The following is a 24,851-nucleotide window of genomic DNA, read 5'->3' on the forward strand; positions in this document are numbered from 1 at the left end:
GGATCCCCTCAGTAGCCCAGGTAGGCGCGGCGCATGTCCTCGTTGCCGCGGACCTCGTCGGCGCTGCCGGACAGCACGATCGACCCGGACTCCAGGACGTAGCCGCGGGCGGCGAAGGAGAGCGCGAGCTCGGCGTTCTGCTCGACGATGAGCATCGACGTCGACTGCTCGCGGTTGATGGCCTCGAGCTGGGCGAACAGCCCGCGCGTGATGATCTGGGCCAGGCCCAGGGACGGCTCGTCCAGCAGCAGCAGCCGGGGGCGGGCCATCAGCCCGCGGGCGATGGCGAGCATCTGCTGCTCGCCGCCGCTCATCCCGCCGGCCAGCTGGGTGCGCCGCTCGGCGAGCCGGGGGAAGACGTCGTACCAGCGGTCGATGTCGGCGTCGATGCCCTTGGTGTCCTTGCGGTTCCAGGCTCCGACGCGCAGGTTCTCCTCGACCGACAGGACGCCGAAGACGCCGCGGCCCTGGGGCACGTGCGAGATACCCTGCCGGACGATCCACTCGGTCGGCTTCCCGGTGAGCTCGGTGCCGCCGAGGCGGACCGAGCCGCGGGTGCCGACCATCCCGCAGATGGAACGCAGCGTGGTGGTCTTGCCCGCGCCGTTGGCGCCGAGCAGGACGACGACCTCGCCCTCGCCGACGCTCAGGTCGACGCCCCGGAGGACCTCCACCTGGCCGTAGGAGGCGTGCACGCCGGACAACTGCAGCAGCGGCTCAGTCACGGTGCCCCTCCCCGGTGGAGGTGTCGCTGCCCAGGTAGGCCTCGATGACCGCGGGGTCCCGCTGCACCTCGGCGGGGGTGCCGTCGGCGATCCGCCGTCCGAAGTCCAGGACGGTGACCCGGTCGCTGATGCTCATCACCATCTTCATGTGGTGCTCGACCAGCAGCACCGACAGCCCGAAGTCGTCACGCAGGCCGCGGATCACCGCACCGAGCTCGTCGACCTCGGAGTGGGTGAGGCCGTTGGCCGGCTCGTCGAGCAGCAGCAGCTTGGGGCGGGCCGCCATGGCCCGGGCCAGCTCGATCCGCTTCATCGTGCCGAAGGGCAGCCCGGCCACCGGCCGCAGCGCGAGGGAGGCGAGGTCGAGCCGCTCGAGCAGCCCCATCGCCTCCGCGCGCGCCGCGGAGTCGTCGCGCCGGGCGCCGAGCCGCAGGGCGGACCGGATCCAGCCGCCCCGGCCCCGCGAGTGCGCGCCGACGACGATGTTGTCGAGCACCGTCATGGTCGGGAACAGCGCGATGTTCTGGAACGTGCGCGCCACGCCCACCTCCGCGATGCGGTGGGCCGGCAGCCGCAGCAGGTCGGTGCCGTCGAGCAGCACCCGCCCGCTGCTGGCCTCGTAGACGCGGCTGACGACGTTGAACATCGTCGTCTTGCCGGCGCCGTTGGGGCCGATCAGCCCGCAGACGGCGCCGCGGGGGACGTCGAAGGAGAGGCCGTCGAGGGCGACCACGCCGCCGAAGCGGACGCTGACGTCCTCGACCCGCAGCAGCGGCACGTCGTCCTCGCCGTGCCGCTGCGCCGCCGCGGCGGTGGTCGCACCGGTCATCGCGTCACTGCCACCGGAGGAAGCCCATGCCGCAGCCGGTGCCCGCCGCCGTGCGGTAGCACGGGGCGTACTCCGACCACGCGACCTCGCGGTCGTGCATGGCGCCGGCGACGGCGACCCAGTTGCGGATCTCCGAGGAGCCGGCGTTGAGCAGGTCGTCGGGGATGGTGCGCAGCGACTCGGCGTCGCGGTTGGCGATGCCGTCGAGGACGCGCCGGTCCAGCTCCTCGTCGACGACGAAGTGCGACAGCCCGCCGGAGGCCACGAGCACCACCCGCGCCTCGACCGGCGACGCCTCGATGGCGGCACCGAGCGCCCTGCCGAAGTCGAAACAGCGCTTCGTCGAGGGTTGGTTCGGCGGGTAGTAGGTGTTCAGCATGACCGGCACGACCGGGACGTCGGTCCGCTCACCCAGCAGCCGCTGGATGATGAACCCGTAGGCGTGGCCGAAGCCGTGGCCGGGCGGGGTGGCGGCGATGCTGGCGACGTCGAACTCGCGGGCCACCAGGCCGCGGATGGCGTCGAGGGCCAGCTGCGGGTGTCCGTCGAACTTGTGGACGGCGTCCATCGCGTAGCCGGTCTTGACCGCCTCGAAGAACTCCCCGGGAGGCGCGCCCTCCATCGTGCCGGTCTCCCAGGTGTCTCCCCAGAAGATCGCCATGGACGGCTGGTTGGTCGCGTCGAAGACCTCCTCCTGGTCGTCGCCGACGACCACGAGCACGTCGGGCCGCAGCTCCGCGAGGTCGGCGGCCAGCCGGTCCATGCCCTGCAGGCAGGCGGTGTAGCGCTGCTCCCACACGTCGTCGGTGAGCTCGGCGACGTACCGCTCCCCCACCGCGGCCGACAGCTCGTCGAAGGTGACGTGCCGGCCGGCGTTGTCGTGGAGCTCCTTGTTGGTGCGGTCCTGCGCCGCCCGCTCCCGCCACAGGCGCGGGTTGGTGAGCAGCATCGGGCTGTGCGAGGTGCCGATCGCCCCGACGATGGTGGCCATCAGTGCTCCTTGGTTGTCCGAGGGACCCGGCGGCGCCGGGTGGAGTGGTTCCGGGCACGCGCCGGCCGGCCGCCTCGGGAGGCGGCCGGCCGGGCGGAGATCAGTACTCGACCTGCTTGCCGGTCACCGGGTGCTCGTAGTGGAACGGCATCGTCTCGGTGTACGGGAACATCTTCCAGTCGCGGACGATCTCGTCGGGGCCGTGCGGGTCGGCGGGATAGGTCTCGCTGAGGTAGCCCTCGTACTCGACGGGGCAGCGCGCCCAGCCCTTGTCGAAGTCGCCCTGCCAGAACGACCGCATGTTGAGCAGCTTGATCCGCCACTGGCCGTCCTGCTTGACGTACTCGTTCTCGTAGATGCCGCCCTCGAACCACTGGCGGAAGCCGGGGACGGTCTCGTGGGTGCCGGCCTGCATGACCGAGCGGAACCGGGCCCCGGCCGACTGGCCGTCCTCGGAGAGCGTGATGATCCCCTGCATCTGCGGGTGGTCGAGCAGCCGGCCGTAGCGCGGGCCGTTGTGCCCCTCGGCGAACTTCGTCATGAAGCGGCCGGTGTAGAGGCGCGCGACCCCCTCCTTGCCGCGGAACACGCCGTGCAGGAAGCGCACCTCGGCGCCCTCGTCGGCGAAGAGCTCGACGACCTCCTCGTAGTAGGTCTTGTCGAGGTAGTAGCCGTACGTGTACTGCAGCCGCCGGATCGCCTCGATGTCCTCGGCCCGGGTGACCCGGTTCTCCAGTTCCGCGATCCGCGCCTCGAGGGCGGCCACCTGGTCAGTCATCTCGCTCCTCCGCGTCGTCCTCTGCCGCACCCGCCGGACACGGCAGGGGCAAGCGGCAACGTATGCGTGACGCTGGTCACCGTCAACGATTCGACAAACGTTTCCGTCAGGCGCAAGACCGAGACCGCACCGTGACCATCCGGTGCGAGCACCTCTTGGGCCGTTTGCCCAGGTCAGCGAGTCGAGACACCGGAGCGTGCCACCCGATCGGGTGACGACGGCGATCTGATGCGCTTCCTTGACGAGAGGCGACCGCGGTGCCAGCCTCCATCCGGTCCGCCCGCTGGGCTGTGCGCCGTCGGCGCACCCGCGGGCCGGCACCGGGCTCGAACCCGGGCCCGAACCAGGCCGCTGGGCACCGGGGCCCGGCCGAGGAAGGGGAACGCGCATGCTCATCGACGCCGCCGCGAAGCTGGAGCCGGAGGCGCTGCGGTGCCCGTTCCCCGCCTACGCCGAGTTGCGCGACACGGGGGTCACCTTCGTCAAGGCGGCGAACGCCTACCTGGTGACCCGCGCCGAGGACATCGAGGCCGTGCTCCGGGACCACGGCACGTTCTCCTCGCTCAACGCCATCGGCGCCCCGCCCATCCCGCCGGACAGCGAGATGGCCAAGCGGGTGCCGTTCCTGCTGCTGTCCGACGAGCCGGACCACTCCGAGCGCCGCAAGCTCGTGCAGCGCGCGTTCACCCCGAGCCGGTTGGCGCGGTTCGAGCCGCGCATCCGGGAGCTGTGCACCGAGCTGGTGGAGGCGATGCGCGGGCGCACCGAGGTCGAGTTCATGGAGGAGTTCGCCGTCCCGCTGCCCATCGCGGTGATCACCACCGTGCTCGGCGTCCCGGGCGAGGAGACCGCCTCGTTCCGCCGGCTGTCGGAGGAGCTGGCCGCCACCGTCGGCAACCACGCCGCCGACCCGGCCGACATCGTGCGCATCGCCGAGGAGTTCGCCGCGCTGCTGGCCCCCTCGCTGGAGGCCGCCGCGGCCGCCGAGCAGGAGGACACGATCCTGCACACCATCGCCGCCGCCGAGCGCACCGCCGGGCTCCCCCGCCACGACTCCACGCGGTTCGTCATGGAGTTGCTGATCGCCGGCAACGTGACCACCACCGACCACATCGGCAACAGCATGGTGCTGCTGGCCCGTGACCCGGAGCTGGCCGACCGGCTGCGCGCCGACCCCAGCCGGCTGTCGTACTTCATCGAGGAGTCGCTGCGCCTGGAGTCGCCGATCCAGGGCCTGTTCCGCATCACCACCCGCGACACCGAGGTCGGCGGGGTGCCGATCCCGGCCGGCTCGCGGGTGCAGGTCATGTACGGCTCGGGCAACCGGGACGCCGCGCTGGTCGAGCGGCCCGACGAGCTGGACCTCGCCCGCCGCGCCCCGTCGGCACACCTGGCCTTCGGCAAGGGCGTGCACTCCTGCCTGGGCAACATCCTGGCCCGCCTGGAGAGCAAGGTGGCCCTGGAGACGCTGCTCGGCAGCATCTCCCGCTTCGAGCTGGCCGTCGGCGCGGACGCCATCGACTACCTGCCGAGCTTCGTCAACCGCGGGCCGCAGGCCCTGCCGCTGCGCCTGACGTGGTGAGGGCCACGACCGCGGTCGTCACCGGCGGCGCACGTGGCATCGGCCGGGCCCTGGCCGAGCGGCTGCGGGCCGACGGGCACCGGGTCACCGTGCTCGACGTCGTGGAGCCGGACGACGCCGCGACGACGGACTGGATCCGCTGCGACGTGACCGAGCCCGACCAGCTGCAGGCCGCGATGACCGAGGTGGCCGACGCCGGCGACGGCATCGACGTCCTGGTGAACAACGCCGGGCTGATCTCGCCCCGCCGCCCGTACCTGGAGTCGGGCAAGGAGGAGCTGCTGCGGTACCTGACGGTCAACGCCGTCGGGTACGCGCTGGCCACCCAGGCGGCGCACCCGTACCTGGTGGCCGGCGACCGCGGCTGCGTGGTCAACGTCGCCTCGCGGACCTTCTTCACCGGCAGCCCCGGCCAGCTGGCCTACGTGGCGAGCAAGGGCGCCGTCCTCGGCATGACCCGGGTGCTGGCCCAGGAGCTCGGACCGCACGGCGTCACCGTCAACGCCGTCATGCCCGGGCAGGTCGCCACCCCGGGGACCGAGCAGTACAACTCCGAGGAGGACTTCGACCGCACGATGGCCCAGCAAGCCATCCGGCGGCGGGTCCAGCCGGAGGACCTCGCCGGGCTGGTGTCGTTCCTCTGCGGGCCCGATGCCCGCATGGTCACCGGCCAGACCATCGTCTGCGACGGCGGCGGCTACCTGCACTGAGCCGTACCGCCCCGAGGGCCACGGTGGGAGTCCGCTCCCGCCGTGGCCCTCCGTCGTCACGCGGTGGGCACCGGCGTTCGGCATGGCGGAATCGTCGCCCTTGAGCGAGTCAGCGGGCGGGACGTTCGCTACCGTCGGGGTCGGCTCGTGGTGACGGTTCCACCGTCGTCCGCCACGGCCGCCGAGAGGAGACCCGCGTCCGATGCCCCACCCGTTCCGCACCACCGCCGCCCTCACCGGCGTCGCCCTGCTCGTCGCCTCCTGCGGGGGCGGCGACGACGCCGCCCCCGCAGGCACCGAGGAGGGCGGTCTGACCCCGATCACGGTCGCCGACACCGCCGGCGCCCCGCTGTACTTCCTGACCTACGGCCAGGAACAGGGCCACTTCGAGGACGCCGGCCTCGACCTGGACATCTCCGCCTCGACCGGTGGCGCCACGGTCATCCCGCAGCTGGTGGGCGGCGACCTCGACGTCGCCGGCTCGAACGTGGTCTCGGTCCTCATCGGCGCCGCGCAGGGCCTGCCGTTGCGGATGGTGGCCGGAGGCACCAGCACCTCGGAGGACCCGGACCAGGACTTCTCGGCGCTCATGGTCCCCGCCGACAGCCCGGCGACCGGCATCGCCGACCTGCAGGGTCAGCGGGTCGCGGTCAACACCCTGCGCAACATCAACGACATCGTGCTCGGCTCGATGCTGGAGGAGGCCGGGCTGGCCTACGACAGCGTCGAGTTCGTCGAGCTGCCGTTCCCCGACATGGCCGCGGCCGTCGCCAACGGGGACGTGGCGGGCGCGATGATCATCGAGCCGTTCGTCACCGCCGCCGAGCAGCAGGGCTTGAAGATCATCGGGCGCCCGTACAGCGACCTCAAGCCGGGGCTGCAGATCGGCACCTACGTGATGAGCGCGCAGGCGGTGCAGGAGCGGCCGGAGGTGGCCGAGGCGTTCCTGGAGGGGGTGCAGGCCACCGCGGACGACATCGCGGCCGACCCGGAGGCCTTCCGCGCCGCACTCCCCGAACTCGGTGACCTCGATCCCGAGCTGGCCGCGGACGTGCGGATCAACCTGTGGCAGGGCGGCACCGACCGGGAGTCGCTGGAGCTGATCCAGGACCTGATGGTCGACTACGCCTTGGTCGAGGAACCGGTCGACCTCGACGAGATCGTGGTCGGCTGACCGGTGACGAGCACACGTCGGATCGAGACACAGGTCGCCGTCGTCGGCGGCGGGCCGGTCGGGACGGGGCTGGCGATCGCGCTGGGGCAGCGGGGCGTCCGGTGCGTCGTCCTCGAGCGCCGCCCCGAGCCGCAGCCGGTGCCCAAGGGGCAGAACCTCACCCAGCGGACGATGGAGCACATGCGGGCCTGGGGCGTCGAGGAGCGCGTCCGCGCCGGCCGCCTGATCCCCGCGGGCCAGGCCATCGGGGGCATCACCGCCTACGGCTCGCTGCTCGGGGAGTACTCCTACGAGTGGCACCGCCGCGCCGCCGTGCGCCGGTTCTACGCCGCCGACAACGAGCGTCTCCCGCAGTACGCCACCGAGCGGGCGCTGCGGGCCCGCGTCGCGGAGCTGCCGACGGTGTCGGTCCACTACGGCGCCCGAGCCGAGGAGGTGACCCAGGACGACCGGGGCGCCCGGGTCAGCGCCCGTGACGCGTCCGGCGAGGTGCTCGAGGTCGACGCCCGGTACGTCGTCGGCTGCGACGGCAGCCGGTCGGGGGTCCGCGAGGCCGCCGGCATCCCCCAGACCCGCACCGACCACGAGCAGCTGATGGTGCTGCTGGTCTTCCGGTCGGCGCAGCTGCACGACCTGCTCGAGCGGTTCCCCGGCACGTCGTACTTCAACGTGCTGAACCCCGAGCTGGAGGGCTACTGGCAGTTCCTCGGGCGCGTCGACGCCCGGGACACCTGGTTCTTCCACGCGCCGGTCGACCACGACACCGCCGTGCCCTCCACCGACTTCCGGCCGCTGGTGTGGCGCACGGTCGGCACGGAGTTCGACGTCGAGGTGCAGCACGTCGGCTTCTGGGACATGCGGTTCGCGCTCGCCGACCGGTACCGGGCGGGTCGCGTGTTCGTCGCCGGCGACGCCGCGCACAGCCACCCGCCCTACGGCGGCTACGGCATCAACACCGGGTTCGAGGACGCCGCGAACCTCGCCTGGAAGCTGGGCGCCGTCGTCGAGGGGTGGGCGGGCGACGGCCTGCTGGACTCCTACGACGCCGAGCGCCGGCCGGTCTTCGCCTCGACCCGCGACGACTTCATCGCCCGGTCCATCGAGGTCGACCGGGAGTTCCTCGCCTCCCACGACCCCGGCACCGACCGGCCCGGCTTCGAGGCCGCCTGGACGGCGCGGGCGACGGGCGCGCCCGCGGAGGTCGACGCGTACGAGCCGCACTACGAGGGCTCCCCCGTGGTCGCCGGCGGCGGGTCGGGGACCCCGAGCGCCTCCGGCCGGCACGAGGCGCGGGCCCGGGCCGGGCACCACCTGGCGGCCCAGCCGGAGGGCACCGGCGTCGACCTGTTCGACGAGCTGACCGGCGGCGGGTTCGTCCTGCTCCGCTCCGGGACGGCGGGCGAGGAGCTGGTGGCGGCCGCGGCCCGTGCCTCGGTCCCGCTGCGGGTCGTGGACGTCGACGACGCCGTCCGTGCCGCCTACGGCGCCGACCTGGTGCTGGTCCGCCCCGACCAGTACGTCGCCTGGGCCGGGGACCGCTGCGACGACGCCGACGCGCTCCTCGCCACCGTCACGGGGCACTCCGCCGCCTGACGCCCCGCGAGGGACGCGGCACCCGGAGGGGCAGAAATGGCCATTTCTGCCGCTCCGGGGCCGGTCAGCGGGGCAGGCCGAGGGCGCGGGCCACCAGGTTCCGCTGGATGTCGTTGGTCCCGCCGGAGACGACCATCATGATCGACAGCCGCAGCGACTCCTCGAACGTCTGCGGCGCCCCGGCGTTCGGGCCGTCGGCCAGCGCGGCGGCCGGGCCCAGCAGCCGGAGCACGGCCTCGCCGAGGTCCTCCTCGAGCTCGCTGCCGATGATCTTGGCCATGGCGGCGGCCGCGGGGTCGCTGCCGGCCTGCAGCGCCCGGCGGGTGCTGGACGCCACCAGCGCCCGCGCCGCCTGCAGCCGCACGGCCAGCCCGGTCAGGGTGGCCCGGGCCGCCGACCCCCGCGACCCCGCCGCGGCGGGGTCGGCCCGGAGGGCGCCGAGCAGGTCGTCGAACAGCCGCAGCAGCCGGGCCGTCCCCGAGGCGATGTGGATCCGCTCGTGCGCCAGCGCCTCGGTGAGCACCCGCCAGCCCCCGCCCGGCTCGCCGACCCGGGCCGAGTCCGGCACCCGCACGTCGTCGAAGAACGACGAGCAGGAGATCTCCCCGCCCAGCGAGCGGTGCTCCTGGATGCTCCAGCCGGGCAGCCCGACCGGGAAGCAGAACACGGTGATCCCGGCGTGGGCCCGCGCCTCGGGGTCGGTGCGCGCGGCCAGCCAGATCCACTCGGCCCGGTGGGCGCCGGTCCCCCACATCTTCTGACCGTTGACGACCCAGTCGTCGCCGTCCCGGCGCGCGGTGGTGCGCAGGTGGGCGAGGTCGGAGCCGATCTCGGGCTCGGAGTAGCCGAGGTAGAACGGCATCCGGCCGCGGCTGATCAGCGGCAGGAACTGCTGCTTCTGCTCCGGCGTCCCGTGCGCGGCGATGGACGGGCCGAGCATCGCCGCGGCCACGCGCGCGCCCCGCGCCAGGCCGGCGTGGGTGAGCTCCTCGCCGATCGCCACCTGCTCGGCCGGGCCGGCCGCGCGGCCGCCGAACTCCCGGGGCAGGCCGGGGGCCAGGTAGCCGGCGTCGGCCAGCAGGTCCAGCAGCGCCGGGTCCTCCCCCGTCAGCCCGTCGGGCACCCGCTCGGCGAGGAAGGCCCGCACCTCGGCGCGGGCGGCCTCGGCCTGCTCACCCAGGTCCAGGGCCGGCAGCCCGGCCCCGGTCTCCAGCAGGACGTCCGCCGGCTCCCCGGCGGGAGGCGGGAGGACGGCGAGCCGGGTGACGTCGGCGTGGACCCGGCGGAACAGCCAGGGCGCCTCGTGCTCCTCGAAGTAGCCGATCGCGGCGAGGGTGTGGTGGGCACCGAACTGCACGCGGGCCGCGGTGGCCGCGGCGTGCGCGACGGCGAGCTCGGCGGCCAGCAGCCACGAGGGGTCGCCCGCCACACCCAGCCGCGCCGCCTCCTCGGCCAGCGCGACGAAGGCGGCGACGTCGATCGCGCCGTCGACACACCGGTGCGACACCGCCTGGAAGGAGCCGATCGGCTTGCCGAACTGCTGCCGCAGGCTCGCGTGCGCCAGAGCCAGCTCCGCCGCCCGCCCGGCCGCGCCGTACGCGCGGGTGGCCAGCGCGAGCCGCAGCACCGCGCGGGCCTCCTCGGCGTGCGCGGCGGTGACCGGCACGACCACCCCGCCCCCGGCGGCCAGGTCGACGTCGGACCAGGCCGGCGCCGGCGTCCCCCCGGTGGGGCGGACCGCGGCGATCGGCACCAGCCGGGCCTCGCCGTCCCCCGCGGGGAGGAGCAGGACGTGCGTGGCGGCCGCGGCCGCCTCGACGAACCGGACGGTCCCCGCCGCCGACTCGGCCGCCGCGACCACCGGGCGGACCCGGCCCTCGGCGACGTCGGCCGCGAGCCGGCCGTCCAGCAGCCGGGTGGCGACGTAGACGTCGCCCAGGGGCAGCGGGCAGGCCAGCCGGCCGAGCTCACCGGTGACCGCGAGCAGCGCGTCGAGCGCCCCCTCGCCGCCCAGCTCGGTCCAGCCCTGCCGGACGGCGACCTCCCAGGCGGCCCGCAGCGCGGCGTCCCCGGCGTCCGGGCGCCCCGCGACCTGCGGGGCGTCCCAGGCCGCCTGCAGCGCGCCGGCGACCGTGGCCCGCAGGTCGGCGAGCTCCTCGACGGCCAGCGCCGTCATGCCCCCTGCGGTCCCTTCCAGCGGCTGAACACCGTCCGCGCGTTCTGCTCGAAGACGGCCGTGCGGTCCTCGTCGGTCAGCGTGTCGATCTCCTCGATGACCGGCTTCAGGTCGTCGAAGGGCCGCCCGGTGGCCGGGTCGGTCACCGAGCCGCTGCCCGGCCGCTCGGTGCCGAACAGGCAGCGGTCGGGGCCGACGGTGGCGAACAGGTAGGCCAGCGACGCCTTGTTGTAGAGCACGGTGTCGAACCACAGCCGCCGCAGGGAGACCTCGAACCGCTCCTCGAGGACGTCCTTGCCGAGCCCCGGCGCCAGACGCGCGGACTGCCAGCGGCCGATCTGGTACGGGATGGACCCGCCGCCGTGCCCGACGATGATCTTCAGGTCGGGGAAGTCGAGGAGCGTGCGGGAGCGCATCAGGGAGAGGACGGCGATCGACTCCTCGGTGATGAAGTGGTCGCTGTAGACCTCGCGGCCGTTGTAGCAGCCCGCGGAGTGGATCAGCGCCGGGACGTCGAGCTCGACCAGCTTCTCCCACAGCGGGTACCAGAACTCGTCGCCGAGGGTCGGGGTGTGCCCGCCGGTCCCCTCGTACGGGTCCGGGTTGAGGCTCACCCCGATGAAGCCGAGGTCCTCCACGGCACGGGTCAGCTCGTCGAAGACGGACTCCACCGGCGCCCCGGCGCACAGCGGCAGGCCGGCCACCCCGGCCAGCCGGTCGGGGTGCAGCGCCACCGAGCGGGCGATGACGTCGTTGTTGGCGCGGATCCAGCGGTGCACGATCTCGGCCGGCTTGGCCGAGTGCATCTGCTGGAAGGGCCGCGGCGAGATGAACTGCACGTCGGTGCCGACGCCGTCCATGATCGCCACGTTGCCGGCCGCCGACGCGGCGAGGGCCTCGTCGGTGGTCTTCGGCGGGTCCTGGTGGTAGCCGCCGCTGCCGAGCAGCTGGGCCCGGTAGGCGTAGAACACCTCGGGCGCGACGACGTGGGCGTGGGCGTCGATGATCACGGGATCTCCTCGGTCACGTAGGCGATGACCTCGCACTGCACGTGGAAGGCCGGCGGCAGGTCGCCGGGGACGGTGTGCCGCGCCGGTCGGTCGGCCGGGTCGGGGAACATGGCGAGCCAGTGCTCGTCGATGGCGGCGCGCGCCGAGCGGTCGCGCACGTGGAAGGTCAGCTTGGCGACGTGGTCGGTCCGCGCACCGCCGGCCTCCAGCACGCGGCGCACGTTGGCGAAGACCAGCGCCACCTGGGCGGCGACGTCGTCGGGCAGCTCCCCGGTGTCCGGGTCCTGGCCGAGGATGCTGCTGGAGACCAGCAGCGGCCCCACCCGGCTCGCCATGGGGATCGGGACGCCGCCGTGGTGCAGGCCCTCGACCTCGATCGACCGTCGTCCGCTCACCGGTCCACTCCCGAGGGCAGGCCGAACAGCTCCAGCGTCGTCGCGCCGGCGCGCAGCTGCTCCATCACGCCGGCCTCCTTGCGCTCGCGCGCCTCGCCGGCCGCGACGGCCGCCTCGGCGGCGTCCGCGGGGACGACGACCACGCCGTCGGCGTCGGCGACGACGAGGTCACCGGGTGCGACCAGGACGTCGCCCAGCCGCAGCCGGCCGCCGATCGCGCCGGGGCGCAGCGGGTCCTTCACCGTGCCGCGGATGCAGGTGCCGGTGCTCCACACCGGGAAGCCGAGCCCCTGCATCTGCACCGCGTCCCGGACGCAGCCACTGATCACCAGGCCGGCGATGCCACGCGCCTGGGCGGCGGTCGCCATGACCTCGCCCCAGTAGCCGAAGTCCTCCCCCGTGCCGACCTCGACGACCAGCACGTCGCCGGGGGCCGCGGTGTAGATGGCGCGGTGCAGCCAGAGGTTGTCCCCGTCGGGGCACAGGACCGTCACGGCCGGGCCGGCGATCGGGGGCTGCTCGCGGTACAGGGCGCTGATCGACGAGGGCAGCGCGCCGATGCGGCCAGCGGCCTCGTGCACGGTGGACGCGCCCAGGTGCGCGGCGCGGGTGACCAGCTCCGCGCTCCAGCCGCTCACCGGCCCTCGCCCGCGCGCTGCAGCTCGTGGTAGCCCTGCGCCGCCCGAGCGTCGCGCAGGCTGCTGCCGGACAGCGCGGCGGCGAGGATGGCGCCCTCCCGCTCCTCGATCTCCCGGGCGATGGCGAGCACCTCCTGCTCGTACTCGACCGGGACGACCACGACGCCGTCGTCGTCGCCGACCAGCAGGTCCCCGGCGCGCACGCGGATGCCGGCCACGCTGACCGGCGTCCCGACGTCGGAGACGGTCACGCGGTCCTTGCCGGTGCGCATGAACCAGCCGCGGCTGTAGACCGGGTAACCGATGTCGCGGGCACGGTGCACGTCGCGGCAGACGCCGTCGATCACCGTGCCAGCCACGCCGCGGGAGGAGGCGACGGCGGTGAGGATGTCGCCCCACACGGTGCAGTCCTCGCGGCCGCCGTTGTCGATCACCACGACGTCGCCGGGCGGGACGTCGTCGATGAAGTCGCCGACCGTGCCCGGCGGTCGACCGGTGGCCACGTACCGGACGGTGAACGCGCGGCCGAGCAGCCGCTGCCCGGCCGCGAGGGGCTTCACGCCCTGGCAGGCGGCGGGTAGGGCCAGGCGGTCCATCGCGTCGGACAGCGCCGCGGTGGGCAGCCCGGCGAACTCGGAGGCGGGCAGCAGCTCGCTCATGGGGTGGGGCGCTCCTGGGGCGGGTCAGTGGGGGCTGGGGAACTGCGAGTCGTGCATGACGTCGACGACGGAGCGCCCGGAGCGCACCGCGGCGACCATGTCCCGCTCGCGGGCGGCGATCCGCTCGGCGAGCTCGACCACCTGCTCGGCGAGGTCGGCCGGGACCACCACGGCCCCGCAGACGTCGGCGACGAGCAGGTCGCCGGTGCGCGCCGGGACGCCGCAGACGGTGATCTCCTCGTCCATGCCGAGCTGCACGATGCGACCGCGGGCACTGGTGGGGACGACCGCCCGGCCGAACACGGGCAGGCCGAGCTGCTCGCTCTCCCCGATGTCGCGGCAGGCGCCGTCGATGACGATGCCGGTGATCCCCGCCTGGGTGGCGGCGGTGCTGAGGATGCCGCCCCAGGAGGAGACGTCGGTGCGGCCGCCGGCGTCGACGAGGACGACATCCCCGGGCTCGGCGGTCTCGATCAGCCGGGTGCCCAGGTGCACCGTGGGCCCGGAGCCGGGCTCCCTGGGGCCGACCCGCAGCGTGCGGACCCGGCCGACGACCACCCGGGGCACCGGCCACAGCGGCCGCACCCCGGAGAGGACCCCCGCGCGCCCGTAGCCGTCGAGGGCGTCGGACAGCGCGCAGGTGTCGAGGGCCGCCAGCCGGGCCAGCAGCGAGGCCGGCCCGGCCGGCGAGCCGCTCATCAGACCAGCTGCCGCACGACGCTGGCCGCCACGCAGGCGGGCTTCGGCGAGCCCTCGACCTCGAAGGTCACCGTGGTCAGCACCTGGATGCCGCCCTTGATGTCGGTGACCTCGTCGATGACGGCCTTGGCGCGCAGCTTGGCGCCCACCGGCACCGGGGAGGGGAAGCGCACCTTCTCCAGGCCGTAGTTCACGCCCATGGTGAAGCCGGTGAAGCTGTACAGCTGCGGCAGGAAGCGCGGGATCAGCGACAGGGTGAGGAAGCCGTGGGCGATCGGACCGCCGAAGGGGCTCTCCTTCTTGGCGCGCTCGACGTCGACGTGGATCCACTGGTGGTCACCGGTGGCGTCGGCGAAGAGGTTGACCATCTCCTGGGTGACCTCGACCCAGTCGGTGGGGCCGACCTCCTGGCCGACCAGGCTCTTGACGCCCTCGACGCCGTCAGCGGTGATGGGGGTGGTCATGGGGATCTCCTCGCTGGGTGGGGACTGCTACTGGGTGGACTCGGCCAGGCGCCGAGCCCAGGACAGGTCGGCCTTGCCGGACGGGCTGCGCTTGAGCTCGTCGACGACGACCAGTTCGCGGGGGCGCTTGTGGTCGGCCAGCCGCTCGCCGACGTAGGACCGCGCCTCCTGGTCGGTGAGCTGCGCGCCGGGTCGCAGCGCGACGACGGCGACGATCCGGGACCCCCATCGCTGGTCGGGGGCGCCGACGACCATGGCGTCCCGGACGGCCGGGTGGGTGAGCAGGACCTGCTCGACCTCCTCGGCGTAGACCTTCTCGCCGCCGGTGTTGATCACCCGGCTGCCGCGGCCGTGGAAGACCACGGTGCCGTCGGCCTCGATGCTGGCCATGTCGCCGGGGACGACCCACCGCTTCCCGCCGAACTCGCGGAAGGTCGCCGCGGTCGCCTCGGCGTCGCCCTGGTAGGCGATGTGCTCGTCGACCGGGGCGGCCAGCATCCCGATCTCACCGGAGCCGGGCGGGATCGGCCGGCCGGTGTCGTCGACCACCTGCGCGCCCGGGAAGAGCTGGAAGCGCGCGGTCTCGGCCGGGTCGCCCCGGCGGGTCTCCTGGACGGCGTACGGGCCGCCCTCCGAGGAGGCGACGAGGTCCCGGCACACCATGTCGGCGTGCCGGAGGAGCCGCTGCTTGACGTCGGCGCTCCAGGTGACGCCGACGCTGATCATCAGGCGCAGGCTCGACAGGTCGTACGGACGGCCGGCCGCCTCCGCGGCGTCGAGCGCGTCGGCCAGCGGCCGGGCGAAGACGTCGCCGACGATCGACACGGTGTCCACCTGCTCCCGCTGCACCGTGGCCGCGAGCTCGTCGGGGTCGTAGGACTTCGACGGGAGATAGACCACCCGACCGCCGGCCAGCAGGGCGCCGAAGGTCGTGTACATGCCGGTCGCGTGCATCAGCGGCGGCGCCGGCAGGCACACCATCGCGTCCCGGTCGAGACCGAGCCGCTCCAGCGTGGCCCGCAGCTCCTCGAGCGTCTGCGGGAGCGACTGCCCGAGCAGCAGCAGCCCGTTGGCGCTGCACGTGGCGAACAGCCCGGAGTGCCGGGACAGCACGCCCTTGGGCCTGCCGGTGGTGCCGCCGGTGTACATCAGCCAGTGGTCGTTGCCGCGCTCGATGCGCGGCGCCGGCTCGGTGCTAGCCAGCGCCTGCTCGTAGTCGGCGGCCCACGCGGGGACGTCGTCCGGGCCGCCGACCTGCACCAGGGTGCGCAGCCGCGGCAGCGCCGGGAGGGCCTCGCCGAAGCGCTCGGCCAGGGAGGCGTCGAAGACGACGGCCTCGGCCTGCGCGTCTTCGAGCAGCGAGACGATCTCGTCGCGGCGGTACCGGTAGTTGACGTTCAGCGGCACCGCGCGCAGCTTCAGGATCGCGTAGACGCTCTCCAGGTACTCGATGCCGTTGTAGAGCGCCACCGCCACCCGCGACTCCGGGCCGATGCCCTGCGCGGCGAGGTGCCCGGCGAGCCGGGCGGCGCGCTCGTCCAGCTCGGCCCAGGTGCGGCTCCGGTCACCGTGGCTGACCGCCAGCCGGTCGCGCCGGAGGTCTCCCACCGTCTCCAGGACGGTCGCGAAGCTCTCGTTCACGCCCCGTTCCCGGTGAGTCCGAACAACCGAGCCGCGTTCTCCTTCATGATCTTCGGCCGGACCTCGTCCTTGATGGAGATCGAGTCGAAGTCCTTCATCCACCGCTCGGGCGTGATGACGGGGAAGTCGGAGCCGAAGAGCACCTTGTTCTTCAGCAGCGAGTTGGCGTACTGCACCAGCTGCGGCGGGAAGTACTTCGGCGACCAGCCCGACAGGTCGATGTAGACCTGCGGCTTGTGGGTCGCCACCGACAGCGCCTCGTCCTGCCACGGGAAGGACGGGTGCGCCAGGATGATCTTCATGTCCGGGAAGTCGACGGCGACGTCGTCGACGTGCATCGGGTTGGAGTACTTCAACCGGATGCCGCCGCCGGCGCGCTGGCCGGCGCCCACCCCGGTCTGGCCGGTGTGGAACAGCGCCACCAGGTTGTGCTCGGCGATGACCTCGTAGAGCGGGTACGCCGACCGGTCGTTCGGGAAGAACGCCTGGGTGTTCGGGTGGAACTTGAAGCCCTTCACCCCGTACTCGGTGACCAGCTTCCGGGCCGCGCGGACGCCGGCCGCGCCGCGGGCGGGGTCGATGCTGCCGAACGGGATGAGGACGTCGCTGTGCTCGGCGGCGAGCTCGGCGACCTCCTCGTTGGTGGGCACCGGGTCCTCGCCGGTCTGCGAGACGCTGTCCACGCCGAAGACGACCGCGGCCATCCTGCGCTCGCGGTAGTACTCGGCCACCTCCGGCACCGAGTACTGCGGCATCTTGCCGATGCCGAAGTACTCGCCCATGTCCTCGGCGTCCGCGGTGTACGCGGTGCCCTTCACCGACTTGTGCACGTGGGTGTGCACGTCGATGGCGACGATCGCGTCGAGGTCGATCCCCATGCCGGTCACTTCCCCTCGGGCTGGCCGGGGACGGTGTCCGGCTTGAACGGCTGCAGGCGCGGCGCGAAGGTGGTCGGGAACGCCTCGGCGAGTGCGTCGGCGCTCCAGCCGCCCTCGCGGACCTCGACGGCGACCTCGGTCGGGTGCGACCAGATCGCGATCCGGTCGCCGCCGGCGCTGATGGCCTGCCCGGTGACCCCGGCGGCCTCGTCGGAGGCGAGGAAGACCACGAGCCCGGCGACGTCGTCGGGGGTGCCCAGGCCGCTGGCCCGGACGTCGGCGGGCAGCTGCTCGCCGCGGTCGGCCATCTCCACCAGCTCGGCCATGCCGGGGATGGTGGCGACCATGCGGGTCAGGGCGACGGGGATGACGGCGTTGACCGTGGTGCCGCTGCGCTCCAGCTCGGCGGCCCAGGTGCGGACCAGGCCGACGATGCCGGCCTTGGAGGCGGTGTAGCCGGTCTGGCCGAAGCTGGCGCGCTGGCCGGCCGGCGAGCCGATCAGGATGAGCCGGCCGTTGCCGCCCTGCTCCTTGAACTGCTTGCCGGCGGCCCGGCCACAGGTGAAGGTGCCGCGCAGGTGGGTCTCGACGACGAGGTCGAAGTCCTCGTCGGCCATCTTCAGCAGCGTGCGGTCCCGCAGGACGCCGGCGTTGGTGACCATGACGTCCAGCCGGCCGAACTCCTCGACCGCCTTGGCCACGAGCGCGTCGGCCGCCTCGGTGGAGCCGATGGCCGAGCCCTCGGCGACGGCGGAGCCGCCGGCGTCCTGGATGGCCCGGACCGTCTCCTCGGCGAGCTCGACGTCGAGGTCGTTGACCACGACGGCGGCGCCGGCCGCGGCGAGCGCCTTGGCGTAGGCCTGGCCGAGGCCGCGACCGGCCCCGGTGACAACGGCGACCTTGCCGTTCAGCTGCATGGGAGTCCTCTCGAGAGCGTGGCACGGTGGCGCACGGGGTACGGAGCGGCACGCACCCGGTACCTGCCGCCTCCGGCAAGTTATTCACTTTCGTGGCGGACGTCAACGCGCAGTCGCAGGAGATGGAAGGCGTCCCGGGGTGGCCCGGGGGGCGCCGGCGCCCCCTCGGCGGCGCTCAGCCGCGGTCGGCCTCGGTGCCGCCGAGGTGCTCCACCAGCCCGACGGCGATGGCCGCCGCGCCCCTGTCGTAGCGGGTGCGCAGCCGCAATGCCACGTGCTCGGCACGGACCGCCGGCCAGTCCGCCGGCAGGTACTCCACCGGCAACCCCGGGTCGTGTCGGCCCAGCAGCGTCCACTCGCTCAGCAGCCACAGCTGGCGGGCGAGGTCGTCGGGCGCGTCGGGCAGGGGGTCGGGCCGGTCCCACCGGGCGAGGAACTGCTCGTAGCCGCGGGCGATGGTCGCGACGTCCCAGGCGTCGTCGATGAGGTCGGGCACCTGACTCGGCGCGGCGACCGACGCGCGGAACACCTTGAGGTGGTCCAGGACGTCGAGCTTGCGCACCAGCGCCTCCACGTCGACCTCGCGCGGCGCGACCCACAGACCGTTCTGCAGCATGCCGAACCCGGCCCACTGCAGGCGGGAGCGCAGCAGGTGGCGGTCGGCGCGGCGACTCTCCGGGAGGGAGAACCCGAGCAGCGTCCACTGCCCGTCCCACGTCCGGTTGACCGGCGACCGCCACGCCCGCTCGCCGCCCTCGGCCAGCTCGGCGCGGGCCCGCGGCGTCGGCGACAGGAAGATCCGCTTGCCTCGCCGGTGTCGCTCGAGCGTGCCGCGGCGCAGCATGCGGCTGACCGTCGACCGTGCCGCGTGCTCACCGACACCCACGCGGGCGAGGGCGTCGATGAGGCCGGGGGTCGGGACGGCGAGCCCGGGCTTCTCGAGGTGGACGCCGCAGAACATGAGGACGTGCGTCTGCGGGCGCACGGGGGCGGGGGCCAGCGGGTCGCCGCCCCCCACCGCCGGCAGGCCCTCGCCGGCGTCGGGGGCGAGCTCGTCCGGTGCCAGGTCATCGGGCGACAGGCCGCCGTCGCCGGACGGGGTGTGCGCGACGGTGGTCACGACGCCGGACCCCCCGGGTGCGGACGGCACGACGCCGGGCTCCACGGCGCCGGTGCGGACGCGCTCCTCATCGTGCACTCCTGCCGTTGCGGGACGATCGACGCGGAAGGAGCGGCGACGCCTGCGGCAACCCCGCTTTCCGCAGGGTGGCAGGCCACCTCCCACCTCCACGACGGTGGAAAAACAACATACGCAGGATCGTGACGATCGCCAGTAGTCTGCCTCTCGTGGAGGAGAATCTGGCGGCTGTCCTCGAGACCGTGGCCGACGAGCTGGGGGATGCGGCCGCCGTCGTGCAGGGCGACCGGGTCCGGACGTGGGCCGAACTCGACGACCGCGCCGCCCGGCTCGCCGCCGCGCTGGTCGCCCGCGGCGTGACCGCCGGCGACCGGGTCGGCGTCGCCCTGTGGAGCAGCCCGGAGTACGTCGAGGCGGTCCTCGCCGCCTGCAAGCTCGGCGCCGTCCCGTTCAACGTCAACTACCGCTACCGCGCCGCGGAGCTGGCGCACGTGCTCACCGACGCCGGCGCGGCCGCCCTGGTCTTCGACGGGTCGATGGCGGCCGTGGTCGCCGAGGCGGCGACCGGCGTCGGCGCGCTGGTCCGGATCGGCCCGGCCGCCGAGGGCGCCGAGCCGGTGGGCGAGGAGCTCGAGCGGCTGCTCGCCGGCGCCGCCCCGCTGCCGCGCACCGTCCTGCCCGATGGCGACTGGCTGCTCTACACCGGCGGGACGACCGGCCTGCCCAAGGGCGTGCTGACCCGGCAGTCCACCGTCTTCTCCGTCAGCTGCGTGCCGAACGGGTTCGCGAAGTTCGGCATCCCGGCGCCCACGACGCTCGAGGAGCTGGCCCGGCGCGCCCGCGAGTCGCGCGCCGAGCCCGACCGGCTGGTCACGTACACGCCGACGCCGCTGATGCACGGCACCGGGATCTACACGACCCTGGGCACGCTGGTGGCCGGCGGCCGCATCATCTTCCCCGCGTCGCGGTCCTTCGACCCGGACGAGCTGGCGGCGGCCGTCGCGCGGCACCGGGTCACCGACGTCGTCCTCGTCGGCGACGTCTTCGCCAGGCCCCTGGTCACCGCCCTCGACGCGGCCGCCGACGCCGGGCGCCCGTACGACCTGTCCAGCCTGCGCCGCGTGGTCTCGGTCGGTGCGGTGTTCAGCGCCGAGAACAAGGCGGCCCTGCTGCGGCACGCCGACGTCGACATCACCGACGTCGTCGTGGCCTCCGAGGGCGGTCCCTACGCCATGTCGCTGACCCGCCGCGGCGAGGTGACCCCGACGTCGCGGTTCGTCTTCGCGCCCGGAGCCCGGCTGCTCGACGACTCCGGCCGCGACGTGGTCCCCGGCTCCGGTCAGGTGGGGGTGCTGGCCGCACCGGCACCGCCCGAGGTCCACTACTCCGGCGACACCGCGGCCAGCACCGGCACCTTCCGCGTCGTCGACGGCGTCCGGTACTCCGTGCCCGGCGACCTGGCGACCCTGGAGGGCGACGGCTCGCTGGTCTTCCAGGGCCGCGGCAGCCGGGTGGTGAACACCGGCGGCGAGAAGGTGCAGCCGGAGGAGGTGGAGCAGGTCATCCTGCGCCACCCCGCCGTCCGGGACGCGATCGTCGTGGGCGTCCCCGACGAGCGCTTCGGCCAGCGGATCACCGCCGTGGTGGCGCTCGAGCCGGGCGGGGAGCTGTCGGTCGAGGAGCTGCGCGCCGCCGTGGGGGCGGAGCTGGCCGACTACAAGCGGCCGCGGGAGGTGGTCTTCGTCGACGAGGTGCACCGCTCCCCCGCCGGCAAGGCCGACCTGCGCTGGGCCGGGCGAGTGGCGCGCGGCGAGGACTGACCCAGCTCTGGGGCGACGGCACGTGACGGCGCAAGCCCTGGCTCAGCCGACGGTCGCGTCCACCGATGTCGGGAAGCCGGTCAGCTGCTCGACGAGAGCCCGCACCTGCGCCATGAGGGCCTCACGCCCAGCGCCAGTCAGCGCGTCCAGAGCCGCCGGCACATCTAGGCCGGCCGTGGCGATCGTCGCTGCCCTCGGCCCGCTCGTCGGCCCGATGGAGAGCGCCGGGCCCAGGACCGAGCTCTCTGCGGGGAAGACGATCCCGGCGCGTCGCCCCTCGGCCGCCGATCCGACCGTAAAGGCGTACAAGAAGGTCTGGTAGATGTCGCTGACCGCGATCCTCCGCGCCTCGTACAGCTTGTACTTCACGTCGACCGGAACCCGCTGACCGCTGGCCCGGTCCTCCACGATCAGGTCCGGCTCGATCGCGGTGTAGGTCCGTCCGGTTCCCTCGTCGCGGATCAGCGCAGGAAAGCGCCGCCGCGGGAGGACCGCCAACGCGCTGCTCTTCGCCAATGCCTCATCGACCAGCCGCATCACGAAACGCTCGAAGACCCGGTTCATGTCGACGAGGAAGGCCCCGACGCTGACGCTGGACCGCGTAGTCGCGTCGTCGAAGGCCAGCCCGCGGAGGACGAGCTTGGCGAGTTCGTGCGCCGGGCGGTACCGGGCATTCCGACGGTCGTAACGGATCCGCTGTTCGAACCACCCAGCGTCGACCGTCGTGGGCTCGCACACCTCGGCGTAGATGCTGCCGAGCCGGGAGGCGGCAGCGCGGATGTCCGCGTCCTTCGCTCGTCGCCGCGCGAGGGACAACCCAGCAGCGACCAGTTGGTTGTCGGGGGTGTCACCGTGGTAGTCGTCGAAGTGGCACTCCAGCCGGTCCACCCGGCCGGCGCGGCGTAGGTACTGGTCCCGGTAGCGAAGCCGCCCCCGGAGGACCGGCAGGTCCCCATCCGTCACCTGGTAGTCCCGCAGCAAGCCGTCCCTGACCAGAGCACCGGCCTCCTCGGTCAGGAGCAGACAGAGCAGGTCCAACAGGTCCAAACCGTCGAGGGCGAGAGTCCGCTCGGTCGGCAGACGCTTGAGCATCCGGATGCCCAGTGCGTACTCGAACATCCGTAGGACACGGAGGGTGCCCCCGGCGAGCTTGGGTGCCACGACGACCTCAAGACACGAGAACCGAACGACGCCGACCCACGAGCTTGCCGTGACCTCGACGGAGCCGTTGGCCAGCCAGCGCACGTCGAGGCGAGCCGACTGCTCTCCCCCGCGCGTCAGGCGTTCAGCCAGGCGCAGGTCGGCGTCGGTGGGACGTGGTTGCTGACCGACGAGGACCCGTTGGTACTCGCTCAACTCGAGCACCACAGCCGCGGTCATGCGGAGGCGTGGGCGCTGAAGTGCGCTGCCAGAGCAGCACATAGCTCCTCGGGGTCGTCGACGACGGCCGACGGCGTCTGTGCCGCCACGTCGATCACCGAGCCCAGGACTGTCCCGAGCTCGTCGTAGTCCTCGTAGAGGTACTCCTGCAGGAGCGGCAGGAGTTCGTGCCTGAAGATCGCGGCGAACTGCTCGGCGCTGTCGACCACCGAGGGGCCGTCGAAGAACAGTGCGTGGCCGACCTGCTTCTCGCGCCCGAGGCGTGACCTCACACGCTCGTTCAGGTTCTCGAGGAACAGGTCGAGCGCCAGCGCACCCGCCGTGGAACCCGAGAGGAGTTGTGCGTCGGGGAGCAGCTCGATGAACGCGAAGCGCCGGCGCAGCGCCGTGTCGAGGAGATGAATGCTCCGGTCGGCAGTGTTCATGGTTCCGATGATGTGGAGGTTCGATGGGACGGCGAAGTCCTGACCGCTCTGAGGCAGGCGGACGGGCAGCCCCCGCTTGTCCTTCTCGATGAGCGTGATGAGCTCACCGAACACCTTGGGGATGTTGCCGCGGTTGATCTCATCGATCAGGAGGACGTGGGGCCGGGACGGGTCCGCCGCCGCCGTACTGCACACCTCCTTGAAGATCCCGTCGGTCAGCGTCAGGTCCAGGGCGCCGGCCACGGACGATTCCCGAGGGCGGAACCCCTCAACGAAGTCCTCGTACGCGTACGAGGGGTGGAAGGTCACCCGGGTCAGTCGCCGCGCCCCTCCTCCGGCATGCACCGCCACCGCTGGGTCACGCTCCCCCAGCAGGCCGAGGAGTCGCTCGGCCTCGACGGGCGTGAGTTCGAACAACGTGCCCTGGCAGCGGAAGCGCGCCGGCTCACTCGCCGAGAGAACCGGATCGGACTGCAGCTCCTCGTAGGTGAGTCCGCTGGCGATCCTGGTGACCGGTTCCAGCGCGATGGCGGCCTCACACGGCGCGTCCGGGTCGTACTCGGTGGTCACCCGGGCGAGTGCCACGACCGCCTTGGTCGGCGTGGATTCGTAGCCGACGACGAGGTCTCCGGCTCGCACTCGCGGGAAGTTGCGCTTCAACCGCCCCACACTGAACTCCACGACTCCGTCGTCGAACAGACGGCTCCAGGACCACTCGTGTGCCGGGTTGGCCACCATGACCCAGACCTGCCGGTCCGGACGCGAGCCAGACGCGAGCTCTCGCTCGCGAGCGGCCATGCGGGCCTCGTCGACGAGGACTGCCTCCGCTGCTGCGCTACCCGTTCCTCCCTCCAGGAGCCAGACCGCTGCTCGCCGGGCCGTGTAGGTCTTACCGGTTCCCGGAGGCCCGTAGAGGACCACCTGGCCCCGCCGGCGCAGCGCCTGCTCGAGCTCGACGTACAGGGGGTCGACCGCCACCGCCTTCGGGCCGGCGATGGGCGACGCCGCGGTGATCCGTCGCAACAGATCGGCGGACACCTTGGACACTGTCGTCGTGGCCCAGCCGCGAACTGGCTCGATGGTCCGCGCAAAGGACGTGTCCCAGTCCACGGCGACCGTGTGCCGGTACTCCGGCCGCTCCTTCCGCCACGAGTAGCCCTCTTCGGTCACCGTGCCGATGGCCAGGACCTCGGACACGCCGCGGTTGGCGACGACCTTGTCGCCGGGCTGGAGCTGCACCAGGGTCCACAGCTCGTTCGACTTGCGAGACACCTGTGCCTCGTTCCCGCCGTACGAGTAGTGCTCCCGGAAGGCGGCGCGGAAGGCTTCCTTGGACTCGTACTGCGCCAGATCGCCGACATCGTCCCAGCCCACGCAGATGTAGCCGCCGTCGAGGCACTCCTGCCAGTACGTGCCCCGCTCCCCCGGCGCGATCTTCACGACGTCAACGGCCGCCCGAGGATCGGCCCAGTGGTATAGGAAGAAACCCAGTTCCTGAGTGCTCCGCCCACGCAGTTGAGGCACTGCCCGGAGGACGCCGAGGAGCTGCCGGTTGGCCTGGATGGCCGACCAATTGGAGGCCGGCTGGCCCAGTCTCCTCAGGAAGTGGTCGACGTGGGTCTTGGAGCAGACGGGGAGCAGCTCCGCCGGGAAGTAGACGAACAGCAACTTCGAGAGCAGCGCCGGCGCTCCACGCAGTGCCCTGATGTCATCGATCTCGTCGAAGCGGTCCGCGGACGCCAGTCGGAAGGCCTCCACGAAGCCGGAGCGCACCGCCTCCCAAGCCTCACCCACGGAGTCGTACTCACGAGGGAACCGCCACTGTCGGTCACTGGAACGCAGGAAGATCAGGTGCTTGTAGGACGATCCACCGCTCATGCTGGCGATCGAGCGGGTGTGGAACTCCATCCACCAGCACACGGTTCCGCCCGGCGTCTGCTGTCCAAGGGCGTAGGACTCGATCGGGAGCGTGGGCCACGCCTCGAGGTGGAACCGACGAGTGAAGTCCTCACGGAGCTGCTCGGTCTCCCCGAGACGACCGCTTTCAGTCGGGTCCCAGGTCCGCAGTGCCGACTCGATCGACTCGAGGACGGTCCGGTCCAGTTCCACAGCCGAGCGCTCCAGGGACACGCAACTCCTCACGGCGACAGGTCGGTTGCATCTCAGGCTGTCATGACCGGATGCCGGCCGCTCCGGGGACGCGGGCTGAACGAGGACTGACCGCGTTAC

22 protein-coding genes are annotated in these 24,851 nt (G+C 73.0%); 5 read left to right on the forward strand and 17 right to left on the reverse strand.

Features of this window, described 5'->3' with window-relative positions:
• Positions 1–8: 8 nt before the first annotated feature.
• The 4 genes from CRP39_RS17810 to CRP39_RS17825 all read right to left on the reverse strand — a co-directional run bounded on the left by CRP39_RS17810 (position 9) and on the right by CRP39_RS17825 (position 3,323).
• On the reverse strand, positions 9–725 hold the full coding sequence (locus CRP39_RS17810; RefSeq protein ID WP_097207719.1) for an ABC transporter ATP-binding protein: 717 nt from the start codon (positions 723–725) through the stop codon (positions 9–11).
• The gene (locus CRP39_RS17815) at positions 718–1,554 is read right to left on the reverse strand and encodes an ABC transporter ATP-binding protein (protein ID WP_097207720.1); all 837 of its coding nucleotides are present in this window, start codon (positions 1,552–1,554) and stop codon (positions 718–720) included. The genes CRP39_RS17810 and CRP39_RS17815 overlap by 8 nt, the downstream gene beginning before the upstream one ends.
• Before the next feature lie 4 nt (positions 1,555–1,558).
• A complete protein-coding gene (locus CRP39_RS17820) occupies positions 1,559–2,545 on the reverse strand; it encodes a DODA-type extradiol aromatic ring-opening family dioxygenase (RefSeq protein ID WP_097207721.1) in 987 nt (328 codons plus the stop codon).
• A gap of 100 nt (positions 2,546–2,645) precedes the next feature.
• A complete protein-coding gene (locus tag CRP39_RS17825) occupies positions 2,646–3,323 on the reverse strand; it encodes a nuclear transport factor 2 family protein (protein ID WP_097207722.1) in 678 nt (225 codons plus the stop codon).
• 388 nt (positions 3,324–3,711) lie between these two features.
• Here CRP39_RS17825 and CRP39_RS17830 point away from each other — a divergent pair, with 388 nt between their 5' ends.
• The 4 genes from CRP39_RS17830 (at position 3,712) to CRP39_RS17845 (ending at position 8,382) form a co-directional block, all read left to right on the forward strand.
• A complete protein-coding gene (locus CRP39_RS17830; protein WP_097207723.1) occupies positions 3,712–4,905 on the forward strand; it encodes a cytochrome P450 in 1,194 nt (397 codons plus the stop codon).
• Positions 4,902–5,615: an SDR family NAD(P)-dependent oxidoreductase gene (locus tag CRP39_RS17835; protein ID WP_216359793.1), complete on the forward strand. Its 714-nt coding sequence runs from the start codon at positions 4,902–4,904 to the stop codon at positions 5,613–5,615. Before CRP39_RS17830 ends, CRP39_RS17835 begins: the two co-directional genes overlap by 4 nt.
• 202 nt (positions 5,616–5,817) lie before the next feature.
• Positions 5,818–6,789 carry an ABC transporter substrate-binding protein gene (locus CRP39_RS17840; RefSeq protein ID WP_097207725.1) on the forward strand — a complete coding sequence of 324 codons (972 nt, stop codon included), beginning with the start codon at positions 5,818–5,820 and terminating at the stop codon, positions 6,787–6,789.
• A 3-nt stretch (positions 6,790–6,792) separates the two neighbouring features.
• Positions 6,793–8,382 carry an FAD-dependent monooxygenase gene (locus CRP39_RS17845; RefSeq protein WP_097207726.1) on the forward strand — a complete coding sequence of 530 codons (1,590 nt, stop codon included), beginning with the start codon at positions 6,793–6,795 and terminating at the stop codon, positions 8,380–8,382.
• Positions 8,383–8,446: 64 nt separating this feature from the next.
• Here CRP39_RS17845 and CRP39_RS17850 read toward each other — a convergent pair whose 3' ends face one another.
• From CRP39_RS17850 to CRP39_RS17900, 11 genes are all read right to left on the reverse strand, one after another.
• Complete coding sequence (locus tag CRP39_RS17850) at positions 8,447–10,558, reverse strand: acyl-CoA dehydrogenase family protein (RefSeq protein WP_097207727.1); 2,112 nt, start codon at positions 10,556–10,558, stop codon at positions 8,447–8,449.
• Complete coding sequence (locus CRP39_RS17855) at positions 10,555–11,568, reverse strand: amidohydrolase family protein (RefSeq protein ID WP_097207728.1); 1,014 nt, start codon at positions 11,566–11,568, stop codon at positions 10,555–10,557. The genes CRP39_RS17850 and CRP39_RS17855 overlap by 4 nt, the downstream gene beginning before the upstream one ends.
• Positions 11,565–11,963, reverse strand: a complete 399-nt coding sequence (locus tag CRP39_RS17860; RefSeq protein WP_216359794.1) for a RidA family protein — start codon at positions 11,961–11,963, stop codon at positions 11,565–11,567. The genes CRP39_RS17855 and CRP39_RS17860 overlap by 4 nt, the downstream gene beginning before the upstream one ends.
• The gene (locus CRP39_RS17865; protein WP_097207729.1) at positions 11,960–12,601 is read right to left on the reverse strand and encodes an RraA family protein; all 642 of its coding nucleotides are present in this window, start codon (positions 12,599–12,601) and stop codon (positions 11,960–11,962) included. Before CRP39_RS17865 ends, CRP39_RS17860 begins: the two co-directional genes overlap by 4 nt.
• The gene (locus CRP39_RS17870) at positions 12,598–13,260 is read right to left on the reverse strand and encodes an RraA family protein (protein ID WP_097207730.1); all 663 of its coding nucleotides are present in this window, start codon (positions 13,258–13,260) and stop codon (positions 12,598–12,600) included. The genes CRP39_RS17865 and CRP39_RS17870 overlap by 4 nt, the downstream gene beginning before the upstream one ends.
• A 24-nt stretch (positions 13,261–13,284) precedes the next feature.
• Positions 13,285–13,959 carry an RraA family protein gene (locus tag CRP39_RS17875; RefSeq protein ID WP_097207731.1) on the reverse strand — a complete coding sequence of 225 codons (675 nt, stop codon included), beginning with the start codon at positions 13,957–13,959 and terminating at the stop codon, positions 13,285–13,287.
• Entirely contained in the window at positions 13,959–14,423 is a 465-nt protein-coding gene (locus CRP39_RS17880; RefSeq protein ID WP_097207732.1) for a MaoC family dehydratase, read from the reverse strand. Before CRP39_RS17880 ends, CRP39_RS17875 begins: the two co-directional genes overlap by 1 nt.
• Positions 14,424–14,450: 27 nt before the next feature.
• Positions 14,451–16,064 carry an AMP-binding protein gene (locus CRP39_RS17885; protein WP_097207733.1) on the reverse strand — a complete coding sequence of 538 codons (1,614 nt, stop codon included), beginning with the start codon at positions 16,062–16,064 and terminating at the stop codon, positions 14,451–14,453.
• Positions 16,061–16,942 (reverse strand): amidohydrolase family protein, encoded by an 882-nt coding sequence (locus CRP39_RS17890; RefSeq protein ID WP_097207859.1) that lies wholly within the window; start codon positions 16,940–16,942, stop codon positions 16,061–16,063. Before CRP39_RS17890 ends, CRP39_RS17885 begins: the two co-directional genes overlap by 4 nt.
• 5 nt (positions 16,943–16,947) lie before the next feature.
• On the reverse strand, positions 16,948–17,859 hold the full coding sequence (locus tag CRP39_RS17895; protein ID WP_097207734.1) for an SDR family NAD(P)-dependent oxidoreductase: 912 nt from the start codon (positions 17,857–17,859) through the stop codon (positions 16,948–16,950).
• A 175-nt stretch (positions 17,860–18,034) separates the two neighbouring features.
• The gene (locus CRP39_RS17900; protein WP_216359795.1) at positions 18,035–18,979 is read right to left on the reverse strand and encodes a PaaX family transcriptional regulator; all 945 of its coding nucleotides are present in this window, start codon (positions 18,977–18,979) and stop codon (positions 18,035–18,037) included.
• Between the two features lie 227 nt (positions 18,980–19,206).
• Between CRP39_RS17900 and CRP39_RS17905 the strand changes: the two genes are divergently transcribed.
• Positions 19,207–20,817 (forward strand): AMP-binding protein, encoded by a 1,611-nt coding sequence (locus tag CRP39_RS17905; RefSeq protein ID WP_097207735.1) that lies wholly within the window; start codon positions 19,207–19,209, stop codon positions 20,815–20,817.
• 42 nt (positions 20,818–20,859) lie between these two features.
• Here CRP39_RS17905 and CRP39_RS17910 read toward each other — a convergent pair whose 3' ends face one another.
• A complete protein-coding gene (locus tag CRP39_RS17910; RefSeq protein ID WP_172442505.1) occupies positions 20,860–22,197 on the reverse strand; it encodes an McrC family protein in 1,338 nt (445 codons plus the stop codon).
• A complete protein-coding gene (locus tag CRP39_RS17915; RefSeq protein WP_216359796.1) occupies positions 22,194–24,752 on the reverse strand; it encodes an AAA family ATPase in 2,559 nt (852 codons plus the stop codon). Before CRP39_RS17915 ends, CRP39_RS17910 begins: the two co-directional genes overlap by 4 nt.
• Positions 24,753–24,851 lie beyond the last annotated feature (99 nt).

The organism is Geodermatophilus sabuli, assembly GCF_900215145.1.
In the GTDB taxonomy this organism is placed as follows: Bacteria; Actinomycetota; Actinomycetes; order Mycobacteriales; family Geodermatophilaceae; genus Geodermatophilus; species Geodermatophilus sabuli.